Origin of the sequence: Micromonospora jinlongensis (assembly GCF_013410645.1) — a bacterium.
Lineage (GTDB): Bacteria > Actinomycetota > Actinomycetes > Mycobacteriales > Micromonosporaceae > Micromonospora > Micromonospora zamorensis.
In genome coordinates this window covers 3,431,397-3,452,492 of sequence record NZ_JACCHK010000001.1, presented here as the reverse complement: position 1 = coordinate 3,452,492, position 21,096 = coordinate 3,431,397, and the positions used below count along the sequence as shown (strand labels likewise).

24 protein-coding genes and 1 pseudogene are annotated in these 21,096 nt (G+C 71.2%); 9 read left to right on the top strand and 16 right to left on the bottom strand.

What is annotated here, in order from left to right; genetic code table 11:
* Positions 1-10: 10 nt before the first annotated feature.
* From HNR22_RS15140 to HNR22_RS15105, 7 genes and pseudogenes are all read right to left on the bottom strand, one after another.
* Positions 11-1,891 (bottom strand): ABC transporter transmembrane domain-containing protein, encoded by a 1,881-nt coding sequence (locus HNR22_RS15140; RefSeq protein ID WP_179780927.1) that lies wholly within the window; start codon positions 1,889-1,891, stop codon positions 11-13.
* Positions 1,888-3,765 (bottom strand): ABC transporter transmembrane domain-containing protein, encoded by a 1,878-nt coding sequence (locus tag HNR22_RS15135; RefSeq protein ID WP_179780926.1) that lies wholly within the window; start codon positions 3,763-3,765, stop codon positions 1,888-1,890. The genes HNR22_RS15140 and HNR22_RS15135 overlap by 4 nt, the downstream gene beginning before the upstream one ends.
* 38 nt (positions 3,766-3,803) lie before the next feature.
* Positions 3,804-4,313: a methylated-DNA--[protein]-cysteine S-methyltransferase gene (locus tag HNR22_RS15130; protein ID WP_179780925.1), complete on the bottom strand. Its 510-nt coding sequence runs from the start codon at positions 4,311-4,313 to the stop codon at positions 3,804-3,806.
* On the bottom strand, positions 4,310-5,827 hold the full coding sequence (locus tag HNR22_RS15125; RefSeq protein WP_179780924.1) for a DNA-3-methyladenine glycosylase 2 family protein: 1,518 nt from the start codon (positions 5,825-5,827) through the stop codon (positions 4,310-4,312). Before HNR22_RS15125 ends, HNR22_RS15130 begins: the two co-directional genes overlap by 4 nt.
* Positions 5,828-5,898: 71 nt before the next feature.
* Positions 5,899-7,310: pseudogene (locus HNR22_RS30995) on the bottom strand (FAD-binding oxidoreductase).
* Between the two features lie 287 nt (positions 7,311-7,597).
* Positions 7,598-8,101: a hypothetical protein gene (locus HNR22_RS15110; RefSeq protein ID WP_179780922.1), complete on the bottom strand. Its 504-nt coding sequence runs from the start codon at positions 8,099-8,101 to the stop codon at positions 7,598-7,600.
* Positions 8,098-8,607: a SigE family RNA polymerase sigma factor gene (locus HNR22_RS15105; protein ID WP_179780921.1), complete on the bottom strand. Its 510-nt coding sequence runs from the start codon at positions 8,605-8,607 to the stop codon at positions 8,098-8,100. The genes HNR22_RS15110 and HNR22_RS15105 overlap by 4 nt, the downstream gene beginning before the upstream one ends.
* 138 nt (positions 8,608-8,745) lie before the next feature.
* On the opposite strand from HNR22_RS15105, the gene HNR22_RS15100 reads away from it, so the two are divergent.
* The 5 genes from HNR22_RS15100 to HNR22_RS15080 all read left to right on the top strand — a co-directional run bounded on the left by HNR22_RS15100 (position 8,746) and on the right by HNR22_RS15080 (position 12,624).
* A complete protein-coding gene (locus tag HNR22_RS15100; protein WP_246380881.1) occupies positions 8,746-9,252 on the top strand; it encodes a hypothetical protein in 507 nt (168 codons plus the stop codon).
* Between the two features lie 61 nt (positions 9,253-9,313).
* Positions 9,314-10,048, top strand: a complete 735-nt coding sequence (locus HNR22_RS15095; RefSeq protein WP_179780920.1) for a Type 1 glutamine amidotransferase-like domain-containing protein — start codon at positions 9,314-9,316, stop codon at positions 10,046-10,048.
* 94 nt (positions 10,049-10,142) lie between these two features.
* Positions 10,143-11,228, top strand: a complete 1,086-nt coding sequence (gene ychF / locus HNR22_RS15090) for a redox-regulated ATPase YchF (protein WP_179780919.1) — start codon at positions 10,143-10,145, stop codon at positions 11,226-11,228.
* A 230-nt stretch (positions 11,229-11,458) separates the two neighbouring features.
* Positions 11,459-11,956 (top strand): SigE family RNA polymerase sigma factor, encoded by a 498-nt coding sequence (locus HNR22_RS15085; RefSeq protein WP_343059825.1) that lies wholly within the window; start codon positions 11,459-11,461, stop codon positions 11,954-11,956.
* Positions 11,953-12,624, top strand: a complete 672-nt coding sequence (locus tag HNR22_RS15080; protein ID WP_179780918.1) for a hypothetical protein — start codon at positions 11,953-11,955, stop codon at positions 12,622-12,624. The genes HNR22_RS15085 and HNR22_RS15080 overlap by 4 nt, the downstream gene beginning before the upstream one ends.
* A 279-nt stretch (positions 12,625-12,903) precedes the next feature.
* Here HNR22_RS15080 and HNR22_RS15075 read toward each other — a convergent pair whose 3' ends face one another.
* The 3 genes from HNR22_RS15075 to HNR22_RS15065 are packed head-to-tail and all read right to left on the bottom strand — an operon-like array spanning position 12,904 to position 14,740.
* Entirely contained in the window at positions 12,904-13,710 is an 807-nt protein-coding gene (locus HNR22_RS15075; protein ID WP_179780917.1) for a nucleotidyltransferase, read from the bottom strand.
* A gap of 39 nt (positions 13,711-13,749) precedes the next feature.
* On the bottom strand, positions 13,750-14,352 hold the full coding sequence (locus HNR22_RS15070; RefSeq protein ID WP_179780916.1) for an NAD(P)H-dependent oxidoreductase: 603 nt from the start codon (positions 14,350-14,352) through the stop codon (positions 13,750-13,752).
* Positions 14,353-14,365: 13 nt separating this feature from the next.
* Positions 14,366-14,740 carry a VOC family protein gene (locus tag HNR22_RS15065; RefSeq protein WP_179780915.1) on the bottom strand — a complete coding sequence of 125 codons (375 nt, stop codon included), beginning with the start codon at positions 14,738-14,740 and terminating at the stop codon, positions 14,366-14,368.
* A gap of 116 nt (positions 14,741-14,856) precedes the next feature.
* On the opposite strand from HNR22_RS15065, the gene HNR22_RS15060 reads away from it, so the two are divergent.
* The 3 genes from HNR22_RS15060 to HNR22_RS15050 are packed head-to-tail and all read left to right on the top strand — an operon-like array spanning position 14,857 to position 16,108.
* Positions 14,857-15,315: an SRPBCC domain-containing protein gene (locus HNR22_RS15060; protein ID WP_179780914.1), complete on the top strand. Its 459-nt coding sequence runs from the start codon at positions 14,857-14,859 to the stop codon at positions 15,313-15,315.
* Complete coding sequence (locus HNR22_RS15055; protein WP_179780913.1) at positions 15,312-15,662, top strand: ArsR/SmtB family transcription factor; 351 nt, start codon at positions 15,312-15,314, stop codon at positions 15,660-15,662. Before HNR22_RS15060 ends, HNR22_RS15055 begins: the two co-directional genes overlap by 4 nt.
* 2 nt (positions 15,663-15,664) lie before the next feature.
* Positions 15,665-16,108, top strand: coding sequence for an SRPBCC family protein (locus tag HNR22_RS15050; protein ID WP_179780912.1), 444 nt, complete (start codon positions 15,665-15,667; stop codon positions 16,106-16,108).
* On the opposite strand, the gene HNR22_RS15045 is transcribed toward HNR22_RS15050, so the two are convergent.
* The 5 genes from HNR22_RS15045 to HNR22_RS15025 all read right to left on the bottom strand — a co-directional run bounded on the left by HNR22_RS15045 (position 16,092) and on the right by HNR22_RS15025 (position 20,045).
* Positions 16,092-17,372: an MFS transporter gene (locus tag HNR22_RS15045; RefSeq protein WP_179780911.1), complete on the bottom strand. Its 1,281-nt coding sequence runs from the start codon at positions 17,370-17,372 to the stop codon at positions 16,092-16,094. The genes HNR22_RS15050 and HNR22_RS15045 overlap by 17 nt on opposite strands.
* A gap of 81 nt (positions 17,373-17,453) precedes the next feature.
* On the bottom strand, positions 17,454-17,654 hold the full coding sequence (locus tag HNR22_RS15040) for a hypothetical protein (protein WP_179780910.1): 201 nt from the start codon (positions 17,652-17,654) through the stop codon (positions 17,454-17,456).
* Between the two features lie 111 nt (positions 17,655-17,765).
* A complete protein-coding gene (locus tag HNR22_RS15035) occupies positions 17,766-18,497 on the bottom strand; it encodes a class I SAM-dependent methyltransferase (protein WP_179780909.1) in 732 nt (243 codons plus the stop codon).
* 234 nt (positions 18,498-18,731) lie between these two features.
* Positions 18,732-19,094 carry a PH domain-containing protein gene (locus HNR22_RS15030; protein ID WP_030337500.1) on the bottom strand — a complete coding sequence of 121 codons (363 nt, stop codon included), beginning with the start codon at positions 19,092-19,094 and terminating at the stop codon, positions 18,732-18,734.
* A gap of 66 nt (positions 19,095-19,160) precedes the next feature.
* Positions 19,161-20,045: a LysR substrate-binding domain-containing protein gene (locus HNR22_RS15025; RefSeq protein WP_179780908.1), complete on the bottom strand. Its 885-nt coding sequence runs from the start codon at positions 20,043-20,045 to the stop codon at positions 19,161-19,163.
* Positions 20,046-20,160: 115 nt separating this feature from the next.
* Here HNR22_RS15025 and HNR22_RS15020 point away from each other — a divergent pair, with 115 nt between their 5' ends.
* Positions 20,161-20,589 (top strand): VOC family protein, encoded by a 429-nt coding sequence (locus tag HNR22_RS15020; protein ID WP_179780907.1) that lies wholly within the window; start codon positions 20,161-20,163, stop codon positions 20,587-20,589.
* Positions 20,590-20,667: 78 nt separating this feature from the next.
* Here HNR22_RS15020 and HNR22_RS15015 read toward each other — a convergent pair whose 3' ends face one another.
* Positions 20,668-20,991, bottom strand: a complete 324-nt coding sequence (locus tag HNR22_RS15015) for a hypothetical protein (RefSeq protein WP_088950099.1) — start codon at positions 20,989-20,991, stop codon at positions 20,668-20,670.
* Between the last annotated feature and the right edge of the window lie 105 nt (positions 20,992-21,096).

Here is a 21,096-nt window from a genome sequence, read left to right as displayed (position 1 = left end):
TTCACCGAAGCTAGATCAGCGAGTCGCGCCACTGCCGGTGCAGGGCCGCGTACCGGCCACCGGCCTCGGCCAGGACGGCGGGCGGGCCGTCCTCGACGACTTTGCCGTCGTCGAGGACCAGCACCCGGTCGGCGGTTTCCACGGTGGAGAGTCGGTGCGCGATCACCAGGGCGGTGCGGTCGCGCAGGATGGTGCCGAGGGCCCGCTGCACCAGCCGCTCGGTCGGCACGTCCAGCGACGACGTCGCCTCGTCCAGGATCAGCACTGCCGGGTCGGCCAGGAACGCCCGGGCGAACGCGACGAGCTGCCGCTGCCCGGCGGAGAGTCGGCCGCCGCGCCGGTGCACCTGGGTGGCGTACCCCTCGGGCAGTGCGGCGATGAAGCTGTGCGCACCGATCGCCCGCGCCGCGGCCTGGACCTCGGCGTCGTCCGCGCCCGGGCTACCGAACCGGATGTTCTCCGCGACGGTCCCACTGAACAGGTGGTTCTCCTGAGTCACCAGCACCACCGCCCGGCGCAGGTCGGCGTCGCGCACGTCGCGCAGGTCGACGCCGTCCAGCCGTACCGTGCCGGTGTCCGGGTCGTGGAACCGGGCGACCAGCTTGGCGATGGTCGACTTGCCCGCGCCGGTCGGCCCGATCAGCGCCACGGTCTGCCCGGCCGGCACGGTCAGCTCCAGCTCGGCGAGGATCGGGGTGTCCGGGCGGTAGCCGAAGGACACCGCCCGGAAGGTCAGCTCACCGCGACCGGGGCCGGTCGGCAGCGGGGTGGGTCGGGCCGGCTCGGCGACGGCCGGTCGTTCGTCGAGCACCCCGGCCAGCTTCTCCAGAGCCGCGGTGGCCGACTGGAGCGAGTTGTAGAACTGGCTCAGCTCCTGCATCGGCTCGAAGAAGCGGCGCAGGTAGAGCAGGAACGCGGCGAGCACGCCGACCTCGGTCTGCCCGCCGAGCACCCGCCAACCGCCGTAGCAGAGCACCACCGCCACTGTGACGTTGCCGATCAGCTTGATCGCGGGCGAGTACGTGGCGATCAGCCGGAACGCGTGCAGGCTGGTGCGTCGGTAGTCGTCGCCGAGCGCCACGAAGATCCGTTGGTTGCGCGGCTCACGGCGGAACGCCTGCACCGCCCGGATGCCCCGCATCGACTCGACGAAGTGCACGATGACCAGCGCGACAGCGTCCCGGGTCCGCCGGTAGGCGCTGGCCGAGGACCGGGCGAACCAGCGGGAGAGCCAGAACAGGAACGGAAAGGCGAGCAGCGTCACGGCGGCCAGCGGCAGGTCCAGCCAGAGCAGGATGGCGGCCACCGACAGGATGGACAGCCCGGCCAGCACCAGGCTGTCGATCCCGCCGTCGACCAGCTCGGCGATCGAGTCCAGGTCACTGGTGAGCCGGGAGACCATCCGGCCGGAGGTGTACCGCTCGTGGAAGCCCACCGACAGCCGCAGGAAGTGCCCGAACACCTGCTGCCGCAGGTCCAGCAGGACGGCCTGGCCGATGCGCGCGGAGAGGGTGAGGAACCCGCGACGGGCCGCGTACTCGGTCACCGAGGAGGCCGCGAACGCCCCGGCGACGGCGACCAGCGGGCCGGGGTCGCCGGCCCGCAGCGGCGGGATGGCCCGGTCGATGCCGATCATGACCAGGTACGGGCCGGCCATCGCTGCGGCGTTCTGGGCCAGCAGGAGGCCGACCGCGACGGCGAGTCGTCCCCGGTGCGGGCGCAGCAGGTCGGCCAGCAGGACCCGGCTGAGCCGGCGCAGCCGGGACACCGCCTCGGGCGTGGTGTCCTCGGCCCGGCTCCGGTCGGCCTCCGGGTCGGTGGCGGTTCCGCGCCAGCGGGTGAGTTCGGGCTCCTCCTCGGGCGGTGGGTCGGCCTGCTTCGGGACGGTCACGAGTGCACCAGCCCCCAGCCGTCCGAAGCGGAAGGGCTGGACCCGGTGGCGCCGGACGGCGGTGGATGCCCGGCGGGCGGCTCGCCGGTCCTGGGTGGCGGTTCGGCGGCGAGCAGTGCCCGGTAGGCCGGCATGGTGGCGAGCAGCTCGGAGTGCCGGCCGGTCGCGGTGATCCGGCCGTCCTGGAGCAACGCCACCCGGTCGGCCAGCGCGATCGTCGACGGCCGGTGCACGACCAGCAGCGCGGTGCTGTCGCGCAGGACCCGGCGCAGCGCCGCCTCGACCAGCGCCTCGGTGTGCACGTCGAGCGCGGACAGCGGGTCGTCCAACACCAGCACCGGCGGTCGGCCGAGCACGGCGCGCGCCAACGCGAGCCGCTGCCGTTGCCCGCCGGAGAGGGACAGCCCCTGCTCACCCACGCGGGTGGCCAACCCCCACGGCAGGTCGTACGCGAATTCGGCCTGAGCCAGCGCGAGAGCGGCGCGTACGTCGTCGTCGCCGGCGTCCGGGTGACCCAGGGTGAGGTTCTCCCGGACCGACATGGAGAACAGCGTGGGTTCCTCGAACGCCACCCCGACCAGCCGGCGCAGCGATGCCAGCCGCAGCTCGCGCAGGTCGTGCCCGTCCAGGGTGATCCGACCGGCGGTGACGTCGTGCAGCCGGGGCACCAGGGACAGCAGTGTGCTCTTGCCGGAGCCGGTGGCCCCGACCAGGGCCAGCGTCTCACCCGGCTCGATGGTCAGGTCGATCTCGTGCAGCACCGGTGCGGCGGCACCCGGGTAGCTGAACGCGACGCGCTCGAAGCGGAGCCGCCCGCGGACCGCGTCGCGGGGGAGCGCGAGCGCGCCGGGGGAGTCCACGATCCGGGGTGGGGTGTCCAGCACCTCCTGGATCCGGTCGGCGGCGGTGGCGGCCTCCTGGCCGTTGGCGATGATCCAACCGAGCGACTGCACCGGCCAGATGAGCATCAGTTGGAGGCTGACGAACGCGACCAACTCGCCGATGGTGAGTGCGCCTCCCGCGGCGGCGGCCGCCCCGGCCACCAGCACCACGCCCAGGGTCACGTTCGGCACCAGGTCGAGCAACGCCGAGGTGTTGGCCAGCAGCCGACCCTTGCCGACGCCCGTGTCGTGCAGCCTCCGAGCCCCACCGGCGAAGCGGGCGGCCAGTTCGGGCCCCCGGCCGTACGCCTTCATGGTGCGCAGGCCCTGCGCGGTCTCCTCGACCAGGGTCGCCACGTCGCCCTGCTGGTCCTGCATCCGCCGGGACGCGGCGTGGTAGTGCCGCCCGAACCGGCGGCTGATCAGCAGCAGCGGCACCGCGCTGGCCGCCACCAGCACCCCGAGTGCCGCGTGCAGGTTGATCAGCAGCACCACCACGACCACGTAGGTGGTCAGGTTGAGCACCAGGAAGAACACGCCGAAGGAGAGGAACCGGCGGATCACCGACAGGTCGCTGGTGATCCGGGAGAGCAACTGCCCGGACTGCCAGCGGTCGTGAAAGCTCGTCGGCAACCGTTGCAGGTGGGCGTAGACGTCGGCGCGTAGCGCCGCCTCCATGCCCACCGCCGAGGAGGACTGCACCCACCGGCGGATGAAGATGAGCACCGCCTCGACCACGCCGAGCAGCAACGCCAGGCCCCCGAGCTGGAGCAGCCCGGCAGGTTCGTGGCGGGCCACCGGCCCGTCCACCACCCGCTGCACGACCAGCGGTACGGCGATCCCGGCCGCCGTGCCGGCGAGCCCCGCGAGGAGCAACCAGGCGAACTCGGCGGCGTACGGGCGCAGGTAGGGGCGCAGCCGCCAGAGGTTGTGCGCGGGGTGGCTGCCCGCGGCGGCCCGGGCGGCCGGGTCGCCGTCGCTCTCCACAGGCACTACCAGACGGTAGCGTCTAACAGGTGTCGATGCCTCTGTCAGCTTGCCGTCAAGCGCCGCTCATGACCGAGAAGCCACTTCTTCACGTCCAGCCCCCAGCGGTAACCGCCGAGCGTCCCGTCGGTGCGGAGCACCCGGTGGCAGGGCACGAACAGTGCCGCCGCGTTGCGGGCGCAGGCGGCTGCGGCGGCCCGCACCGCCGGGGGCCGGCCGGCCAGTGCCGCGTACCCGGTGTAGGTGACCGGGGTGCCCGGCGGCACCTCACGCAGCACCTGCCAGGCGTGCGCCATGAACTCTCCGCCGGAGAGCTGACGGACCGGCACCGCGTCGATGGCGGCGAGGTCGCCGTCCAGGTAGGACCGAACTGCCGTGCTCACCGGGCCGAGGTCGGCCAGCTGTCGCAGTGGCGCCCGCAGGGTGGGGTGGACCAGGGGCAGCAGCGCCGCCGGGTCCGGGGTGAAGCCGGCCGCCCGTACGTCGCCGTCCGGGCCGATGAGGATGCTCAGCGGGCCGGTCGGTGTGCTCAGGACGGTGCTGTCGATGCTCATGCCGCTCTCCAGAGTCTGATCGTGGCGTAGGACCGCCAGGGACGCCAACGGTCGGCGTACCCGTCGAGGGTTTGTTGGTTGTCGGGCAGGCCGAGCGCGGCGGCGCCGCGCCGGACCGCGAGGTCGGTGCTGAGCAGGATGTCGGGGTCGCCGAAGGCGCGCATGGCCAGGTAGTTGGCCGTCCATGGGCCGATGCCGGGCAGGGCGAGCAGCCGCTGCACGGCTTCCTCCCGATCCACCCCCGGCGCCAGGTCGACCGTCCCGTCGGTGACGGCCCGCGCCAGCCCGCGCAAGGTCTCCCGCCGCCCCACGGGCATCCCGAACCCGGAGTCCGGCACGCGCAGCAGCTCGTCCGCGCTCAAAAACCCCCGCAACCCGCGGGCCCCCGCCGCTCCGCCCCGCCCCCCGTCGCCCCGTTGATCATGGGGTTGGCCTGGAGTTCGATCTCCATCGGCCTCGTCAACCTCATGATCAACCGGGTCATGGGCGGCCAGGAGGCGGGTCAGGGTTTTTTGGGCTGCGGTTACCGAGATCTGTTGGCCGACTACGGCGCGGACGGCCATTTCGAAGCCGTCCACCGCGCGGGGCACCCGGATGCCGGGCTCGGCGGCGACCGCCGGTGCCAGCGCCGGGTCCGCCGCGAGCGTGCCGTCGATCGCCGCCGGGTCCGCGTCCAGGTCGAGCAGCCGGCGACAGCGGGCCACAGCGGGTGCCAGGTCGCGCAGGTCGGTCAGCCGCAGCGTCGCCGCCACGTGCCCGTCCGCCGGGGTCAGGGCCACCTCGCCGGTGCCGTGTGGCAACCGCAGACCCCGGTGGTACGTCCCGTCGCGGACCTCCTCCACGCCGGGCAGCGCCCGCACCGTGAGGAAGTCCAGCAGCGCCCGGGCGTGCAGCGGCGGGCGGTACGCCAGCCGGAGCGCGATGGTCCCCGCCCCGACCGCCGCCTGCTGGCGCCCACGGGCCGTGCGCAGGTCGGACGGGGCGCTCGCGTACACCTCGCGGAGCGTGTCGTTGAACTGCCGCACGCTGCCGAAGCCCGCGGCGAACGCGATCTCGGCCATCCCGAGGTCGGTCGTCTCGATCAGGATCCGGGCGGTCTGTGCCCGCTGCGCCCGGGCCAGCGCCAGCGGCCCGGCACCCATCTCGGCGCTCAGCATCCGGTGCAGGTGCCGTTCGGTGTAGCCCAGACGGGAGGCCAACCCCGGTACGCCGTCCCGGTCGATCACCCCGTCCGCGATCAACCGCATCGCCCGGCCGACCACGTCGGCGCGGATGTCCCACTGCGGCGAGCCGGGCGCGGCGTCGGGCCGGCAGCGGCGGCAGGCGCGCAGTCCGGCACCCTGCGCCGCGGCGGCGGACGGGAAGAACCGGACGTTCTTCCGCTTCGGCGTGATCGCCGGACAGGACGGCCGGCAGTAGATGCCGGTGGACGTCACGCCGGTGTAGAACCAGCCGTCGAACCGCTGGTCACGGCTGTCCACGGCCCGGTAACACCGCTCGAAGTCCATCTCCATGTCACCGATGATGCCCCGCTCGGTGCGTCGTCGGCTGGCGGGAATCGGACCTCGGCGTGCGCCCGACGTGGTCAGCGGCGACGCCGGTGAGGCTGGCCGGACCGGGCGGACTGACCGGCGCGGCTGGGCTGGCCAGATCGGCTGGGCTGGCCGGAGCGGGCCGACGTGCCGGACCGGTTGGGTTGGCCGGTCAGCAGCGCCGACCGGAACACGCCGTCCGGGTCGTAGCGCTTCCACAGCCGCCGCACCCGGGCCCCGGTCTCACCCGGGTAGATCCGGGCGAACGCGGCCGGGTCCGGGCGGCTCTCGAAGTTGACGTACGCGCCGTCGGCGCGGGCACCGACGGCCCGCCAGGCAGCGTCCAGCGCCCCGGCACCCTGCGGCGGGAACACCGAGGCGACCACCATCGTGTGCTGGTGGCGATGGGAGTACGCGGTCGCGTCGGGCGCGACGTCGTTGACCGCCCCACCCAACGAGCGGAGTTGGACCACCGCCCGCCCCGGCCCGGTCACCGCTCGCGTCACGGCCCGAGCGCCGGCGTCGTCCAGCCCGGTGAACAGACCGTTGGTGGTCGTGCCCCGCTGCTGCCCCACGTTGGGGTGCAGGTGCGCGGTCGGCACCAGCGTCGGGTAGGGCAGCAGGTCGGTCCGGTGTTCGAGCACCTTGCCGATGGCGAGCAGTGGCTCCACCGCCGGTCGGGCCCGGCGCAGGCTCTCGACGGCCACCACGGCGGTGATGGACATGAGGACCGAGCGACCCTCGGCGTACACCACGGCGGCCGCGGACAGCTCCCGTGGGGCCTGCGCGAGGTAGCTCGTCCACTCCCGGATGGTGCGACCGTCGGCGTGCGCCTCGACGACCAACTGCGCCACGCCGACGTTGCGCTGCTCGGCCGCCTCGATCTCGAAGGCCACCACGATCCCGGCGCCGGCTCCGGCGCCCCGGACCAGCCAGAACAGCTCCGGCTCGTGCGCGGCGTCGGCGCGTACCAGCGTCCCGTCGGCGAGCACCACCTCGACCGCGCGGACGCGGTCGATGGTGAGGCCGTGGGCGCGGACCAGCCACCCGACACCGCCGCCGGTGGCCAGGCCGCCGACACCCACGCCGCCGTAGTCACCCGAGCTGACCACCAGGCCGTACGGGGCCAGCGCCTTCGCGACGTTCGCCCAGCGGGCACCGGCCTCGACCCGGACCAGCCCGGCCCGCTCGTCGAGGACCTGCACCCGTTGAGCATGGACAGGTCGATGACCACGCCACCGTTGTTGGAGGAGGCCCCGGAGAAGCCGTGCCCGCCGCTGCGGACGGCGATGGGCAGCCGCTGCTCCCGCGCGTACCGGAGTGCGTCGACCACCTGCGCGGTGGTCTTCGGCAGCAGGACGGCGGCCGGCGACGCCGACGTGGTGTACGTCGAGCGCAGTTGCGCGTACCGGCGGTCGCCGGGTGTGACGATCTGCCCCCGGAGGGAGTCGGGCACCCGGGCCATGGCGGTGGTCATCGCTGCCCCGGCAGCATGCGCCTCGGGTGTCCGGAATCGGTCATGGCCCAAGGATGAGCGGGCACACCGGGCTCGACAAATTCCGTGGGCCGGCGCCCGCTGTCGCCGTGACGCGCGACGCTCGCCGGTACGGGGGAGCGCGGCGGGAGAGTGGCCGGGATCTCCGCCCGACTCCGTGATTTACCTCGCCGTCGTCCCGGCCGGCCGAGGACGGGCATGGAAGTGGGACGGCCGTCCGGCCGGCGTTGGGAAACCGCCGGCCGGACCGGTCCTACTCAACGCGACGGGCTCGGCGTGGCCGTCGGCGTGCCCGGCACCCCAGGTACGCCCGGCGGACTCGACGGGTTTGGACTGGCAACCGGGTCGCCCGGCCTGCCGGGCACACCCGGCGGAGTCGACGGGCTCGGCGTGGCCGTTGGCCGGCCCGGTACACCGGGCGGGCCGATCGTCTTCCCCGGGGGCATCTCCGCCTCGGGGCTCGATTCGAGCGGCACCAGAGTGGGCGCGGACGGGGTGGGTACCGGCGGGCTGGGCACGGCCGCCGGGCCCGCCGGGCTCGGCACGGCCGGCGGAGGCCCGTCCGATCCGCTGGCGGCCAGGGCGATCGGAGCCGCGATCAGGATCGCCGCGAGCGTGCCCACCGCCCCCATCGTCACCGTGGCGCGGCGTCTCTTGCGGACCCGCCGTTCCGCTCGGTTCAACTGGTCATGCACGATCGGTGCCTCCTCGGCCAGGTCGGTGAGGGTGGAGCGGATGAGGCTCTCGAAGGGATCGATCATCGCCGTACCTCCAGCAACTCGATCTCCGGCAGCAGGTCGCGCAGGCGCTTGACCGCCCGGTGCGTACGGCTGCGGACGGTGCCCACCGAGCAGCCGAGCAGCTCGGCCACCCGGGCTTCGGGCAGGTCCTCGTAGTAGCGCAGGACCACCACCGTCCGCTGCGCCGGTGGCAGGTGGCGCAGCGCGGCACGCATCGCCAGCCGTACGTCGGAGCCACCGCTCGGGTCGTCGCCGACCGGCTCGTCGGCCGGGTTGAGCGGCGTCTCCCGCCGTCGGCGAAGTCGCCGCCACCAGCTGATCTGCTCGCGGTACATCACCACGCGGAGATATCCCTCGGGATCGGCGTGCCGGATGGTCTCCCACTTCGGGATGGTTCGCGCCAACGCCGACTGGAACAGGTCCTCGGCGGCGTTGCGGTCCCCGGTCAACAGGTACGCGACCCGCATCAGCGCCGGTGTCCGGCTGCCGACGAACTCGGCCAGCCGAGCGCGTTCGTCCTCGTCCACCCACCACCCCCGTTTCGTTGTCACCTGTACAGACGCCCCAGGTCATCGTCGCTATCCGCGATCCGGGGTGTTTTCGACCCGGAAGTGTCGGTCGTGACGGGTACCGTCCGGCCACCAACTGAAGAAGGGGTGCGGGACATGACGAGCGTGGCGGGTTGGGCGGCGGCGTCGACACCGGGCGCGTTCCCGGCGCTGCCCCGCGCGGTGGCGCAGTCCTTCTACCGCCGGATGCGGGCCGTCGCACCGGCCGCCGTCGGCGCCATCGAACGGGACCGGGCGGCCGACCCCGAGCAGGTCTTCTCCGACACCGCCTGTGGCCGGTTGGTCGGCTCACTCGACGACGCGGGCCTGCGTGCACTCGGGATGTGGACCCACCACTGGTGCATGCGCTTCTACGACGACGACACCCGCGTCGGCCGGCGGTTGGTGCGCGAGATCGCCGCGCGGGCCGGGTTGGGCTGGACGGCCGACGAGGTGCGCTGGATGCTGCGCGAGTCGTTCTCGGTCGGCCCGGCCGCCGCCGACCGGTTCACCCTGCCCCGCGCCGCCGCGGCGCAACTGCCCCCGGCCGACCGGCCGTCCGAGGCCCATTGGCCTGAGGTCGAGGTGCCCCGCCAGCGCAGTGGCCGGCACGCGGGCGGGTAACCGGCTGCCTCGTGGCTGCGGCAGGATGGACGCCGCACCGCCCCGACGGAAGGACGCCCCGATGCCCGCCAGCGAACCGACCATCATCGCCACCAGCATGGGCTTCTCCCGGGGCGACCGAGGGCCGTACGACATGCGCCCCAGCCCGGTCTTCGAGCTGGCAGCCGAGCTGGCCGAGGCTGGTCCGCAGCCACGAATCTGCTACCTCGGGCAGGCCGTCGGTGACCAGCCCACCTCGCTGACCGCGGTCTACGGCGCGTTCGCCGACACCCGGTTCCGGCTGTCGCACCTCGCTCTCTTCCCCATGCCGAACGTCGAGGACGTCCGCGCCCACCTGCTCGCCCAGGACGTGATCTGGGTCGGTGGCGGCAGCGTGGCCAACCTGGTCGCCGTCTGGCGGGTGCACGGGCTCGACGACATCCTGCACGAGTGCTGGCAGGCCGGTGTGGTGCTGGCCGGTGTCTCCGCCGGCTCGATCTGCTGGCACGTCGGCGGTGCCACCGACAGCTTCGGTCCCCGACTGCGCGGCTTCACCGAGGGGTTGGCCTGGTTGCCGTACGGCAACGGGGTGCACTACGACAGCGAGGGCCAGCGCCGCCCGCTGATGCACGAGCTGGTGGGCAACGGGACGCTCCCGACCAGCCACTGCACCGACGACGGGGTCGGTCTGGTCTACCGGGGCATCCGCCTGGTCGAGGCAATCGCGGACCGCGAGGGCGTCTCCGCGTACGAGGTCAGCCGTGTCGCGGACGGCAGCGTCCGCGAGGCGGTCATCGCCCCACGCCTGCTCGGCTGACGACCGGTCGGCGCCGCCCCCTCGCCGGGGCCGTGCCGCCGGAAACCGAGCCGCCTGGACCGCCCCGGCCGGCACCCGCGTAAGCTGGCCGGTCGTGAGTCTTTCCATCGGCATCGTCGGCCTGCCCAACGTCGGCAAGAGCACGCTTTTCAACGCGTTGACCAAGAACGACGTGCTGGCGGCGAACTATCCGTTCGCCACCATCGAGCCCAACGTCGGCGTGGTCGGGCTGCCCGACGAGCGGCTGGGCAAGCTGGCCGAGATCTTCTCCTCGCAGAAGGTGCTGCCGGCCCCGGTGTCGTTCGTCGACATCGCCGGCCTGGTCCGCGGCGCCTCCAAGGGGCAGGGCCGGGGCAACGCCTTCCTGGCCAACATCCGGGACGCCTCGGCGATCTGCCAGGTCGTGCGGGCCTTCTCCGACCCGAACGTGGTGCACGTCGACGGCAAGATCTCCCCGGCCGACGACATCGAGACGATCAACACCGAGCTGATCCTCGCCGACCTGCAAACGCTGGACAAGGCGCTGCCCCGGTTGGAGAAGGAAGCCAAGCTCCGCAAGGACCGGGCCGCCGCGGTCGCCGCCGCGAAGGCCGCGATCGAGGTGCTCGACGGCGGCACCACCCTCTACTCCGGGGCCGCCGCCGCCAAGATCGAGCTTGAGCACCTGCGCGAGCTGCACCTGCTCACCACCAAGCCCTTCCTGTACGTCTTCAACGTCGACGAGGCCGAACTGGCCAACGAGTCGTTCCTCGACGAGCTGCGCGCCCTGGTCGCCCCCGCCGAGGCAGTCTTCATGGACGCCAAGATCGAATCTGAGCTGGTGGACCTGCCCGAGGAGGAGGCCCGCGAGCTGCTGGAGTCGATCGGGCAGAACGAGCCTGGCCTCAACCAGCTCGTCCGGGTCGGCTTCCGCACGCTCGGCCTCCAGACGTACCTCACGGCCGGCCCCAAGGAAGCGCGCGCCTGGACCGTCCCGGTCGGCGCCACCGCGCCGGAGGCCGCGGGCGTCATCCACAGCGACTTCCAGCGCGGCTTCATCAAGGCGGAGGTCGTTTCGTACAACGACCTGGTCGAGCACGGTTCGATGGCGGCGGCCAAGGCGGCGGGCAAGGTCCGCATCGAGGGCAAGGAGTACGTCATGCAGGACGGCGACGTGGTGGAGTTCCGCTTCAACGTCTAGTTCCGGTTCAACGTCTGCCGCCTAAGCGTCGCCTCGTGGTGAAGCTGAGGGCGGCGATGGTCGCTAACACTCGGACGATTTTCCTGGCTGGGTGGGCCTTGCCCTGAGGCAACGAGGCCCAGCTGGTGATGTATGTCCTCGTGACCCTGCCGAGGCGAGTGAGCCGCTGGTCATGCAACCTTTCCCCTCCACAGCCGGTACTACCTGTGACTGGGGAGAAAGGCGGGGACGTGATCACACCGGAGGGCTTCGACGAGTTCGTCGCGACCCGCTCACCTCGGCTGCTGCGCACTGCGTTCCTGCTTACACGGGACTGGGCGGCGGCTGAGGATCTGCTGCAGACGGCATTGGCGCGGGCGTGGGAAGCGTGGCGGCGTATCGAGGGTGACCCGGAGCCGTATGTGCGTCGGATCATCGTCAACGCGTACGCGTCGTCCTGGCGGCGCCGGTGGCGGGGCGAGGTGCCCACGGCCGATCTTCCTGAGGTGGCCGCCGGGCCCGACCGGTACTTGGCTCTCGACGACCGGGACCGCCTCTGGCGGGCATTGGGTCAGCTGCCTCGTCGGCAGCGCGCCGTGCTCGTGCTGCGGTACTTCGAGGACCTGCCGGATGCCGAGATCGGCGAGGTCCTCGGCTGTTCCGTCGGCACGGTGAAGAGTCAGGCCAGCCGGGCGGTGGCCAAGCTCCGCCTCGACGAGACGTTGGCGCCGGAAGGGATGCTGCAATGAATCTGACCGATCTCCCGCAGGTGCTCGATGAGCGTTCCGGCGATCCAGCGAAGCAGGTCATGCACGACGTGCGATTGCGCGGCGTACGGGCGAAGGTGATGGCGCGGCGCCGTCGCCGCATCGCGACTTGGACGACCTGCGCGGTGGTCGCCCTGGGCGGCGTCGCCACGGCCGCCGTCGCACCCGGGCTCCACGCGGACGTCACCCCCGTTCCGGGGGACAGCCCGTCGCCGGTACGCACCATCGACGGGTTCCCCGAGTACGCCGACGGTGCCCGGCTCGTGGCCGTGAAGTCCGCGACGCTGCCCGAGCGCCGTGTCGAACTGACGATCGTGCCGACCACCCTCGATCTCGTCGTGTCCAGCCGCTGCGACGACGCCCTGCTTCAGGAGCAACTGAGCATCAACGGCCACGATCTCGTCGCCCAGGGCGACTGCGGCGCTGGACACCTGGGTCCCGGTTGGGCCAACTACGACGTGGCGGTCGGCAGGCCCTCCACTTTTGTCTTGACGATCACTGGGAAACGCCAGTTGAACCAGTCGGGCGACATTCAGACGCAGGTCCCGTCGAGCGGCACGTTCGGGCTTGCCATCGGCGAGCGGGTCCCGCTTGACCAGTACCCGGTGCCATCCCGGTCGTCATCGTCTTCGCACCCTGAACAAGATTGACTTGCACCCGGGGCGCCAAGATGTCGCTGCTGGCCTGGTGCTGTTCGACAGCACCGGTATCCACCTTGCTGCTGCGTCAACGGCAGCGTTCGCAAGCTGATGAGGAGTGACTAACTGAGTGTCAGGCTCGCCGCAGCGGATGACCCGGTCGAGATGCAGAGTCTTGTCGCCCGCCCCTTCGTGTCGGCCGACCGACCCGGCAGCAGCGGCCGCTCGCGGACGGCATCCGACGTTGGTGCCGCCCTGGAGCCAGTGCCTTTCTCGGGGCATGCTGCGACGTCAGGGACGGAGGGCCTTCTCGCCATGTACGGCGGTGTACTCCGCTGCGAGCCATGGCCCCAGGTCGTCGATGAGTTGGCGCAGGACAGCTGGGTCCGCCGACGGTGCACGGCCGGTCCTGGCAGCCCCGCGCATCTGCTCGGCACGTGCCGGGTAGTAGGTGCCAAACGCCTCGGCGGACTCGGTGAGGTCGCTCGTCCAACCTCCCCAACGAGGCATGACCAGAGTGAATCCGGTCCTGACGATGCGACGAGCGACGAGTCTGCTGAGGCCCCTACGTTGGTTGTCAGTGGTCGCCCTGGCTGCCTGCCTGCCCCATTCCGGGAGCGCCAATGACAGGTCGCCGTTCGTCTCCCGGGCGAGCAGAGCAGTGGGCCGGTAACGGGGAAGATCCTCGGCGAGGTCGTCGCCGAGCAGTGGAGTGCACAGGCAGGCGACGAAGAAGCCGAGATCGTGGCGTTCACGCTCGCTGAGGAGGGTGCGTGTGCTGAACAGCAGGATCCCCACACCGTCGATCTGGTCGAAGGACTCGTCGAGGGACTGCGCGATCCTCGCCGCATCCAGCCGGTCGGCCTCGGTCGGTTCGGCGTGCAGGGCGAGCAGCAGGTCAAGATCGGAGACCCCGAGCTTGGGGGTGCCGCGCGGGATGCTGCCGTAGACGTAGGCGCTGTGCAGCCGACCGTCGCCGAAAGCATCGACTATCCGAGCGCGTGCTGCGGCGACGACGCCAGCGAACGCGTCTGGGACGCGACTCATCGCACCCTCGCGGGCGATCGTCCCGTCGACGTCCAGTCCTCTCCCGATCATGGGGCCACTCTGCCGGAGCACGCGGTTTCCGCGAACCGGTTAACGGGCGTCGAGTGGTACGGAGATGGCGTCCCGGATCATGGCCACAGCTCGGTCGACCTCCTGCGCTGTGGCGGAGGAGTCGTCCTGCTCGGACTCGTGCACGAATGCCGTGACGCCACGGCGGCTGCCGCAGTAGTCCACGATCCCGTGCTCGATCTGCGTCCGCAGCGCATGCCCGTACCCGTGGCGCTCGTAGAGGCCGGCGTCGTCGCCGGCGATGGGGAGCAGGTGGGTGGTGAGGCGTTGCAGCTTGGGTTGGATGCCCGTGGAGGGGGCGTAGTCGAACGCCCAGCCGTTGATGAAGACACGGTCGATCCACCCCTTGAGCAGGGCCGGCATCGACCACCAGTAGACCGGGAAGACCAGCACGAGGTCGGTGGCGCGGGCGAGGCGCTGCTGCTCGCGGCGCACGTCGGGCGGGGGCTCGCCACGCTGCTGGTATGCCCGACGGTCGGCCACACCGAACCTCGGGTCGAAGCCCTCCTCTGCCAGGTCGGCGATCTCGACCGAGCCCGGGCGCAGCGCTGCCGCGAGCTGCCGAACCGTGTGGTGCGTGAGGGACCCGGGCTCCGGGTGCACGGCTACCAGCAGGGTGTGCACGGGTGCGCGTCCCCTACCGCTCGGCCCAGACGCCCAGCTCGTTGCCGCTGGGGTCGGTGAAGTGGAACCGGCGGCCGCCGGGGAACTCGTACGGCCCGTTCACCACCTGCCCGCCGGCCTCCTTCACGGCTTGGACGGAGCGGTCGAGGTCGGCTGAGTAGAGAAGCACCAGCGGGCCGCCCGCCCGGACGGCCTGATCCTCGCGGAGACCGCCGACCTCGGCCGCGGAGTCGCCGTGCGGGCTGCGGATGCCGGCGTACGCCGGCCCGTAGTCGTTGAACTCCCAGCCGAACGCGTCGGCGTAGAAGCGCTTGGCCTCGGCGAGGTTAATCACAGTGAATTCGACGTAGTCGATGGCGTGGTGCCGGTGCGGCGATGGCTCAGACATGCACGGCATTGTGCTCCCTGGGTGTGACGCGACCGCAACATGCAACCAAAGGTTGCGCGAGAGTGTGGGGCTGTCGTAGGTTGAGTGCAACCAAAGGTTGCGAAGGGTTGAGGCTCATGGAGCAGGGAACCATCGAACGCGACATCCACGTCGACGCGTCACCCGAGGTGGTCTTCGAGGTGGTCAGTCAGCCCGAGCACATGCGGGAGTGGTGGCCCGACGACGCGCGGTTCGAGTCGGTCGCGGGCGCGCCCGGCGAACTGGTGTGGCGCAACGCCGACACCGGCGAGACGACGACCGTCGCGCTCGCCGTCGTCGAGGTCGACCCGCCGAAGCGATTCTCCTTCCGGTGGTGCTTCACCGAGCCGGACCGCAGTGGGCAGGCGCTGCTCGTCACCTTCGACCTGATCCCCGACGGCACGGGGACACAGATCCGGATGACCGAGACCGGGTTCCGCGAGATGGGCTGGGAGATCGCCGTCCTGGAGGCGCAGTACCAGGACCACGAGAACGGTTGGGACCACTACATGCCCAGGCTGGGCGCGTACGTCGCGCAGCTGGTCTCCACCCCATGAGTACGGCGGTCGACGACGAGCTGTGGTCGGCGATCGGTGATCCCACCCGTCGTACGATGATCGATCTTCTGCTCTCCGACGGGCCGGGCACCGCGACGTCGTTGAGCAGGCGGCTACCCGTCACCCGTCAGGCCGTCGCGAAGCACCTGGCGGTCCTGGACCGGGTCGGGCTGATTCACGCCGAGTCGGCCGGTCGGGAGCGTCATTACCAGGTCGACGAGGCGCAGCTCGCCCGCGCCGTCGCGCAGTTGGCGACGGTTGGCTCCACCTGGGACGCCCGACTCCGCCGGATCAAGCGGATCGCCGAGGCGATCGAACGCACCCGCACCAACAACGAAGGAGACTGAGAATGGTCGACATTCTGCACCGCGTCGGCGTCGTCGCACCGCTCGACGACGTCTACCGAGCGGTGGCAACTCCAGAGGGACTCGCCGGTTGGTGGACCACCGACATCGTGGGCAAGAGCGAGGTCGGCGGGCAGTTGGCGTTTCGGTTCGGCGACCTTGGAGGCTTCGATATGGAGGTCCTGGAGCTTGACCCCGCTGGCCGGGTGCGGTGGCGGGTCGTCGACGGTCCCGAGGAATGGATCCGCACCGAGGTCAGCTGGCGTCTCGACCAGCGCGGTGAGTACACGATTGTCCAGTTCGCGCACGAGGGCTGGCGCGAGCCGGTCGAGTTCATGCACCACTGCAGCACCAAGTGGGCGACGTTCCTGATGAGCCTCAAGGAGTTGGTGGAGACGGGGCACGGCAGGCCGGCGCCGGACGACGTCAGCATCAGCGACTGGCACTGACCTCGGTGACGACCGGGTCGCCGGGGGTTCGCACGCTCCGCCGCGAGAGCGCGAACGCCCCGGCGATCAGGCCGAGGGCCACAATGGCCACGGCGCAGAGCAGCAGCGTCGGTCGGGGGCCGATGACACCCACCAGCGGCCCGCCAAGCATGGTGCCCAGCGGCACCGCCAGCACGAGGATGGCACCGTTCGCGGCGAGCACCGCGGGCAGCTGGGTGGTCGACGTGCTGCGCTGGAACAGCGCCATCGACGTGGACATGTACGGCGCCCAGATGAAGCCCGCCAGGGCGAACGCCGGCAACGACACGCCGACCGGTGCGCCCAGGCCGAGCGGCAGCATCGCGACGCCGAACGCGACGACGATGCCGATGGTGGTGGCTCGCAGTGGCCAGCGGCGAAGGTAACCGGCGACCAGACCTCCGGCGAGCCCCCCGATGCCGAACGCGGTGTAGTAGGCGCCGAGCAGCGTCGCGGACGCGTGCAGGTCGTCGGTGATGTGGATCGGCATCGCCACGTACACCGGTCCGAAGAGGAAGAAGAACCCGAGGCTCAGCACCAGCAGGCCCAGCAGGGCCGGGTTCTGGCGGATGACCGCGAAGCCGGCCGTTCGCGATGCGCCGCTCTCGGACCGTGCGGGTCCGTCGTTGGCGGGAAGGGCGAGACGGTACGTGAGGGCCAGCGCGGCGAAGGTGGCGGCGTCGATGGCGATGACCCAGACCGGCCCCACCCAGCCGATCAGGATGCCCGCCAGTGGCGGGCCGACGATGGTGGCGAACCCTCCGATGGTGCTGAGCACGGCATTGGCCGGCAGATGGTGTCGCTGCGGCAGCAACTCGGCGATCAGGGTGAACCGGCCGGCGGAACCCCACGAGTGCAGCAGCGCCGACGCGGCCAGCAGGACCACGTACAGCCCGATGGTGAGCACGCCGGCGATGTGGGCGAGGGGGATCGCCGCGAGTGCGGAGGCCCGCAGGATCGCGTCCCACCCGGCGAGCTGCGCGCCGCCGCGCCCACGCAGCAACCGCCCGAAGATGACCGTCCCGGCCGCGCTGGGCAGGGTGTACGCCGCCATGGCCACCGCGATCCAGATGCCGCGCTGACCGTGCGGGGCGAGTTGGATGGCGAGCCACGTCACCGCGACCAACGCCATGCCGTCGCCCAACGCGGACACGGTGAGCCCGGGCAGGACGCGCCGGAGCTGTGGGTGACTGATCACCGGCCAGTACGGCGAGGAGCGTGGGAAACGGGCGGCGTCGGTTGGCATGCTGCCAGCTCACCCGGCGCGGGCCCGACGAAGCAAGAAAGGCTGCTGGCAGCAGAATCAGCCAAGCGCGAAAGGTTCCAATTACCGGTGCGGGCTGTCGTCCTCGCGGGCAGCGCGGAAGGACGAGCCGATGGCGGCCACGATCGAACCCACCGAGGCGAGCGACACCGCCACCGTGCCGGCGGTGTCGGCACCACCGTCCCCGGTCACCTTGAGGATGATGCCGCCGGTCATCAGGACGACCGACAGGGCCAGGACTGCCTGGACGGCTCGTTTGCTCATGGCGGCACCTCACTCTTTCTGGCGGCGGGAGATCGACTCGGGTTCCTTGAAGTCGGGGTGTCGTCGTGGCGATGACACCCCGACTTTCCGGAACCCGAGTCGATCAAACGGTTACTCCGCCCGGTAGACGGAGATGTGCGACGGGCTGTCGGCGTGGAACGGTCGCCGCTGCCAGTCGGCGTACCGTTCGGTTAGCCGGAGCCCCGCCTGCTGCGCCATCTCGTCGATCTGGTGTGGCCAGGCGTACCGCATGGCGAACGGCCGCAGGTGCACACCCTCGGCGTCGAAGGTGATGGTCTGCCGGATGAACCGCTGCGCCGGCCGGTCGTACTTGTGCAGCCGGATCGTCGCGGAGTCCTCGGTCACGGACCGCACCTGCACCTGCTCGTCCGAGTCGAAGTCGCGCGGGTCGGGCACGAACGTCTCGATGACGAACGCGCCGCCGGGCGACAGCACGCGGGCGACGTTGCGGAAGCAGTCTGCCTGCCGCTCGGCGTCCACCAGGTTGAACAGCGTGTTGAAGACCAGGTACGCGAGCCGGAACTCACCCTTCACCGGCACGTCCGCCATGTCGGCGACGACGACCGGGATCTGGTCGCCGCCGGGCTTGGCCCGCAACTGCGCCACCATCTCCTCGGACGCCTCGACACCGTGCACGCTGAGACCGCGCTCGGCCAGCGGCAGTGCGACCCGGCCGGTGCCGATCGCCAGTTCGAGAACCGGACCCCCGTCGGCCAGCTCGGCCAGGAAGTCCACCGCCGGCGCCGGGTCGGGGTTGCCTGGGCCGTCGTAGTCGGCGGCCCAGAGCCGGCCGAAGAGGCCGGGATCATCGAAGACCGACATCAGCGGCCTCCGGGGTTGGTCAGGGTGTCAGCGGTGTGCTCCCGCGTGACGGTCGTCGGAGCAGATCTGCTCACGAAGCCTCGATTCCTCAGGTCGGATGACGCTCGGTTCGGGGGACCTCGTCGTTTCTGGCATGGTGCTGCTCCCTTCACCCGGCTGTCGACCGAGGACAGCAGAGGATGCCGTGGCCCGGCAACGCATTTACGTACGCCGGGCCGACGGCGGGCCGAACGGTCAGGAGATGTGGTGCAGGATCACGTTGTGCACGTGGTGGCTCTTCTGCGCGCCACGGAACTCCACCTCGTAGGTGTGCGTGCCGACGTGGATCGCGATCGCTCCGGTGGAGAAGAACGAGCCACCCCAGGACTTGTTGCTGACCACACTCACGCTGGTGATCTTCGAGTACGGGATGCTCGTGATCGCGAACCGCTTCCCGACGAAGGAACGGTCCTGGATGATCACCCGGCGGTCGGTCAGCCCGATGAACCCGGTGCCGGTGCCGACAGCGTCGTAGACGGCGATGATCTGCTCACCCTCGAGAAGGCCACTCTCGATCTGCTGGACCTGCTCTTTGCGGTCGTACGCGATGTTCGCCATGAGATCCAGGCTAGAAAACCGGTGCCGACGTGCCGGCACCGGCAATGACCACGAACTCGCCGTGCCTCATCGGGCGTTCGCGTCGGTCGCGGCGCGGACGAACTCGCGTACCCGGGTGGTGGTGTTACTGGGCAGCCAGACCGGCCCTCGCTCGATCGGTGGCGCGTCGTGGATGGGCACGTACGCCACGTCGGGGCGGGGGTAGTAGCGCCTCGTGTGCTCACCCACCGGTAGGACGCCCCGGCCCAGTGCGACCAGGGACAGCATCTCGGAGAAGGTGTTCCCGGCGGGTCCCTTCGGCACCGGCCGGCCGGCCGGGGTGCGCTCCGGGGTGCGGTCCCGTTTGAACTCCACCGAGGTCACTGCCGGGTACTGCACCACCGGGTGGTCGGCGAGGACCTCCAGCGACACCGAGCGTTCCCGGGTGAGCGGGTGACCCGCCGCGACCGCCAGCGCCCGGTCCTCGGAGAGCAGCGCCGGGCCGGTGGCCATCCCGTCGAAGGGGAACGACGCGATGAGTACGTCGGTGGAGCCGTCCAGGAGGCCGGACCGGGTGTTGGCCAGTTGCGCCTCCCGCACCTCGACCTGGCAGTCGGGATGCCGCTCGCTGAACAGGGCCACGGCCCGCAGCAGCACCGGCGCGGTCCACTCGCCGAGGAACGCCACCCGTAGGGTCCCGGTGACGCCCCGGCCGGCGTCGACGGCCCGGCGGACAGCCTCGTCCATCTCGGCAACCAGTGGGGCCAGCTCGTCGGCGAGTTGCCGGCCGATCGGGGTGAGCCGGACGACCCGGCTGGTGCGGGCGAACAGCGGTGCGCCGATCCGACGCTCCAGCTTCTTGATCACGTGGCTGACCCGGCCGGTGCTGACGGTCAGTCGCTCGGCGGTGCGGCCGAAGTGCAGCTCCTCGGCGAGGGTCAGGAACGTCTCGACCTCGTACCGCTCCAGCACGTCCGCCCCGATCGTTGACCTGTGGGCAACGATCGTAGCGATATCGGCTCTTGGTCGCCGGTTCCGGTCAGCGGATCGTGAACGCGGCAGGGATAACCGAGCGAAGGGCTGCGACATGAGCATCGACGAACAGCGGACGGACGTCAGTGAGGTACGGGTGACGGGCTTCGACCACCTGGTGCTGACCGTTGCCGACGTCGAACGGGCACTGGACTTCTACTGCGGCCGACTCGGCCTGGCGCCGGTACGGGTCGACGAGTGGCGCGCGGGCACCGTCCCGTTCCCGTCCGTGCGGATCAGCCGCGACAGCATCATCGACCTGGTCCGTGGCGAGCGGCAGGACACGAACGTCGACCACTTCTGCCTGGTGGTGGCACCGCTGGACTGGGCCCGGGTGGTCGACTCCGGAGCCTTCACCGTGCTGACCGGGCCGGTCGGGCGGTTCGGCGCCCGCGGGTCGGCGACCTCCATCTACGTGCAGGATCCGGACGGCAACTCGGTGGAGCTGCGCTGGTACCCGCAGGACGCCGTAGCCGACCGGTGAGCCCCAGCCGCCTGACGACATGCGGAAGCCCCGCGCCTGCCTGTCGGAAACGGGCGGGCGCGGGGCTTCGGCGACAGGTCAGTGGTCGCTGCGCGGGTCGTGGTCCGTGCTGCGGCTGCCGGCCTTGGCCAGGCCCCGGCTCACCAGGTAGCCGATGGTGAGCAGGGTGATGTACCACCAGGCCTTGTCGGCGGCGAAGTAGTCGCCGCCGTCGTTCGCGGCACCGTCGCCGACGGCGTTCGAGGCGATCAGCACACCGATGACGGCGAGCACGTAGATCGCCAGCTCGCTGGTCTTCCAGGACGGCTTCGTCTCGTCTCCGCGGCGGTTCACGCGGCGGACGTCGTGCTGGCCGGCGTGCTCGACGTGGTCGTTGGCGCGGTTCTGCGTGGGGGTGGTCATGTCAGCTCCTGAAAAGCACTGTTTGAGAAGTTCGGGGCGTTCCGAGGGCCTTGTCAACCCTCGTACCGAACTGGTACCCGAGTGCCTTTCAGAAAAACCTCAGAT

Bases quoted from the DNA above. Each gene is read 5' to 3' on its own strand.
- HNR22_RS15130 (WP_179780925.1), bottom strand. From the start codon at position 4,313: ATGAGCATCGACAGCACCGTCCTGAGCACACCGACCGGCCCGCTGAGC.
- HNR22_RS15125 (WP_179780924.1), bottom strand. From the start codon at position 5,827: ATGGAGATGGACTTCGAGCGGTGTTACCGGGCCGTGGACAGCCGTGAC.
- HNR22_RS15110 (WP_179780922.1), bottom strand. From the start codon at position 8,101: ATGATCGATCCCTTCGAGAGCCTCATCCGCTCCACCCTCACCGACCTG.
- HNR22_RS15100 (WP_246380881.1), top strand. From the start codon at position 8,746: ATGACGAGCGTGGCGGGTTGGGCGGCGGCGTCGACACCGGGCGCGTTC.
- HNR22_RS15095 (WP_179780920.1), top strand. From the start codon at position 9,314: ATGCCCGCCAGCGAACCGACCATCATCGCCACCAGCATGGGCTTCTCC.
- HNR22_RS15080 (WP_179780918.1), top strand. From the start codon at position 11,953: ATGAATCTGACCGATCTCCCGCAGGTGCTCGATGAGCGTTCCGGCGAT.
- HNR22_RS15075 (WP_179780917.1), bottom strand. From the start codon at position 13,710: ATGATCGGGAGAGGACTGGACGTCGACGGGACGATCGCCCGCGAGGGT.
- HNR22_RS15065 (WP_179780915.1), bottom strand. From the start codon at position 14,740: ATGTCTGAGCCATCGCCGCACCGGCACCACGCCATCGACTACGTCGAA.
- HNR22_RS15060 (WP_179780914.1), top strand. From the start codon at position 14,857: ATGGAGCAGGGAACCATCGAACGCGACATCCACGTCGACGCGTCACCC.
- HNR22_RS15055 (WP_179780913.1), top strand. From the start codon at position 15,312: ATGAGTACGGCGGTCGACGACGAGCTGTGGTCGGCGATCGGTGATCCC.
- HNR22_RS15050 (WP_179780912.1), top strand. From the start codon at position 15,665: ATGGTCGACATTCTGCACCGCGTCGGCGTCGTCGCACCGCTCGACGAC.
- HNR22_RS15045 (WP_179780911.1), bottom strand. From the start codon at position 17,372: ATGCCAACCGACGCCGCCCGTTTCCCACGCTCCTCGCCGTACTGGCCG.
- HNR22_RS15040 (WP_179780910.1), bottom strand. From the start codon at position 17,654: ATGAGCAAACGAGCCGTCCAGGCAGTCCTGGCCCTGTCGGTCGTCCTG.
- HNR22_RS15035 (WP_179780909.1), bottom strand. From the start codon at position 18,497: ATGTCGGTCTTCGATGATCCCGGCCTCTTCGGCCGGCTCTGGGCCGCC.
- HNR22_RS15030 (WP_030337500.1), bottom strand. From the start codon at position 19,094: ATGGCGAACATCGCGTACGACCGCAAAGAGCAGGTCCAGCAGATCGAG.
- HNR22_RS15020 (WP_179780907.1), top strand. From the start codon at position 20,161: ATGAGCATCGACGAACAGCGGACGGACGTCAGTGAGGTACGGGTGACG.
- HNR22_RS15015 (WP_088950099.1), bottom strand. From the start codon at position 20,991: ATGACCACCCCCACGCAGAACCGCGCCAACGACCACGTCGAGCACGCC.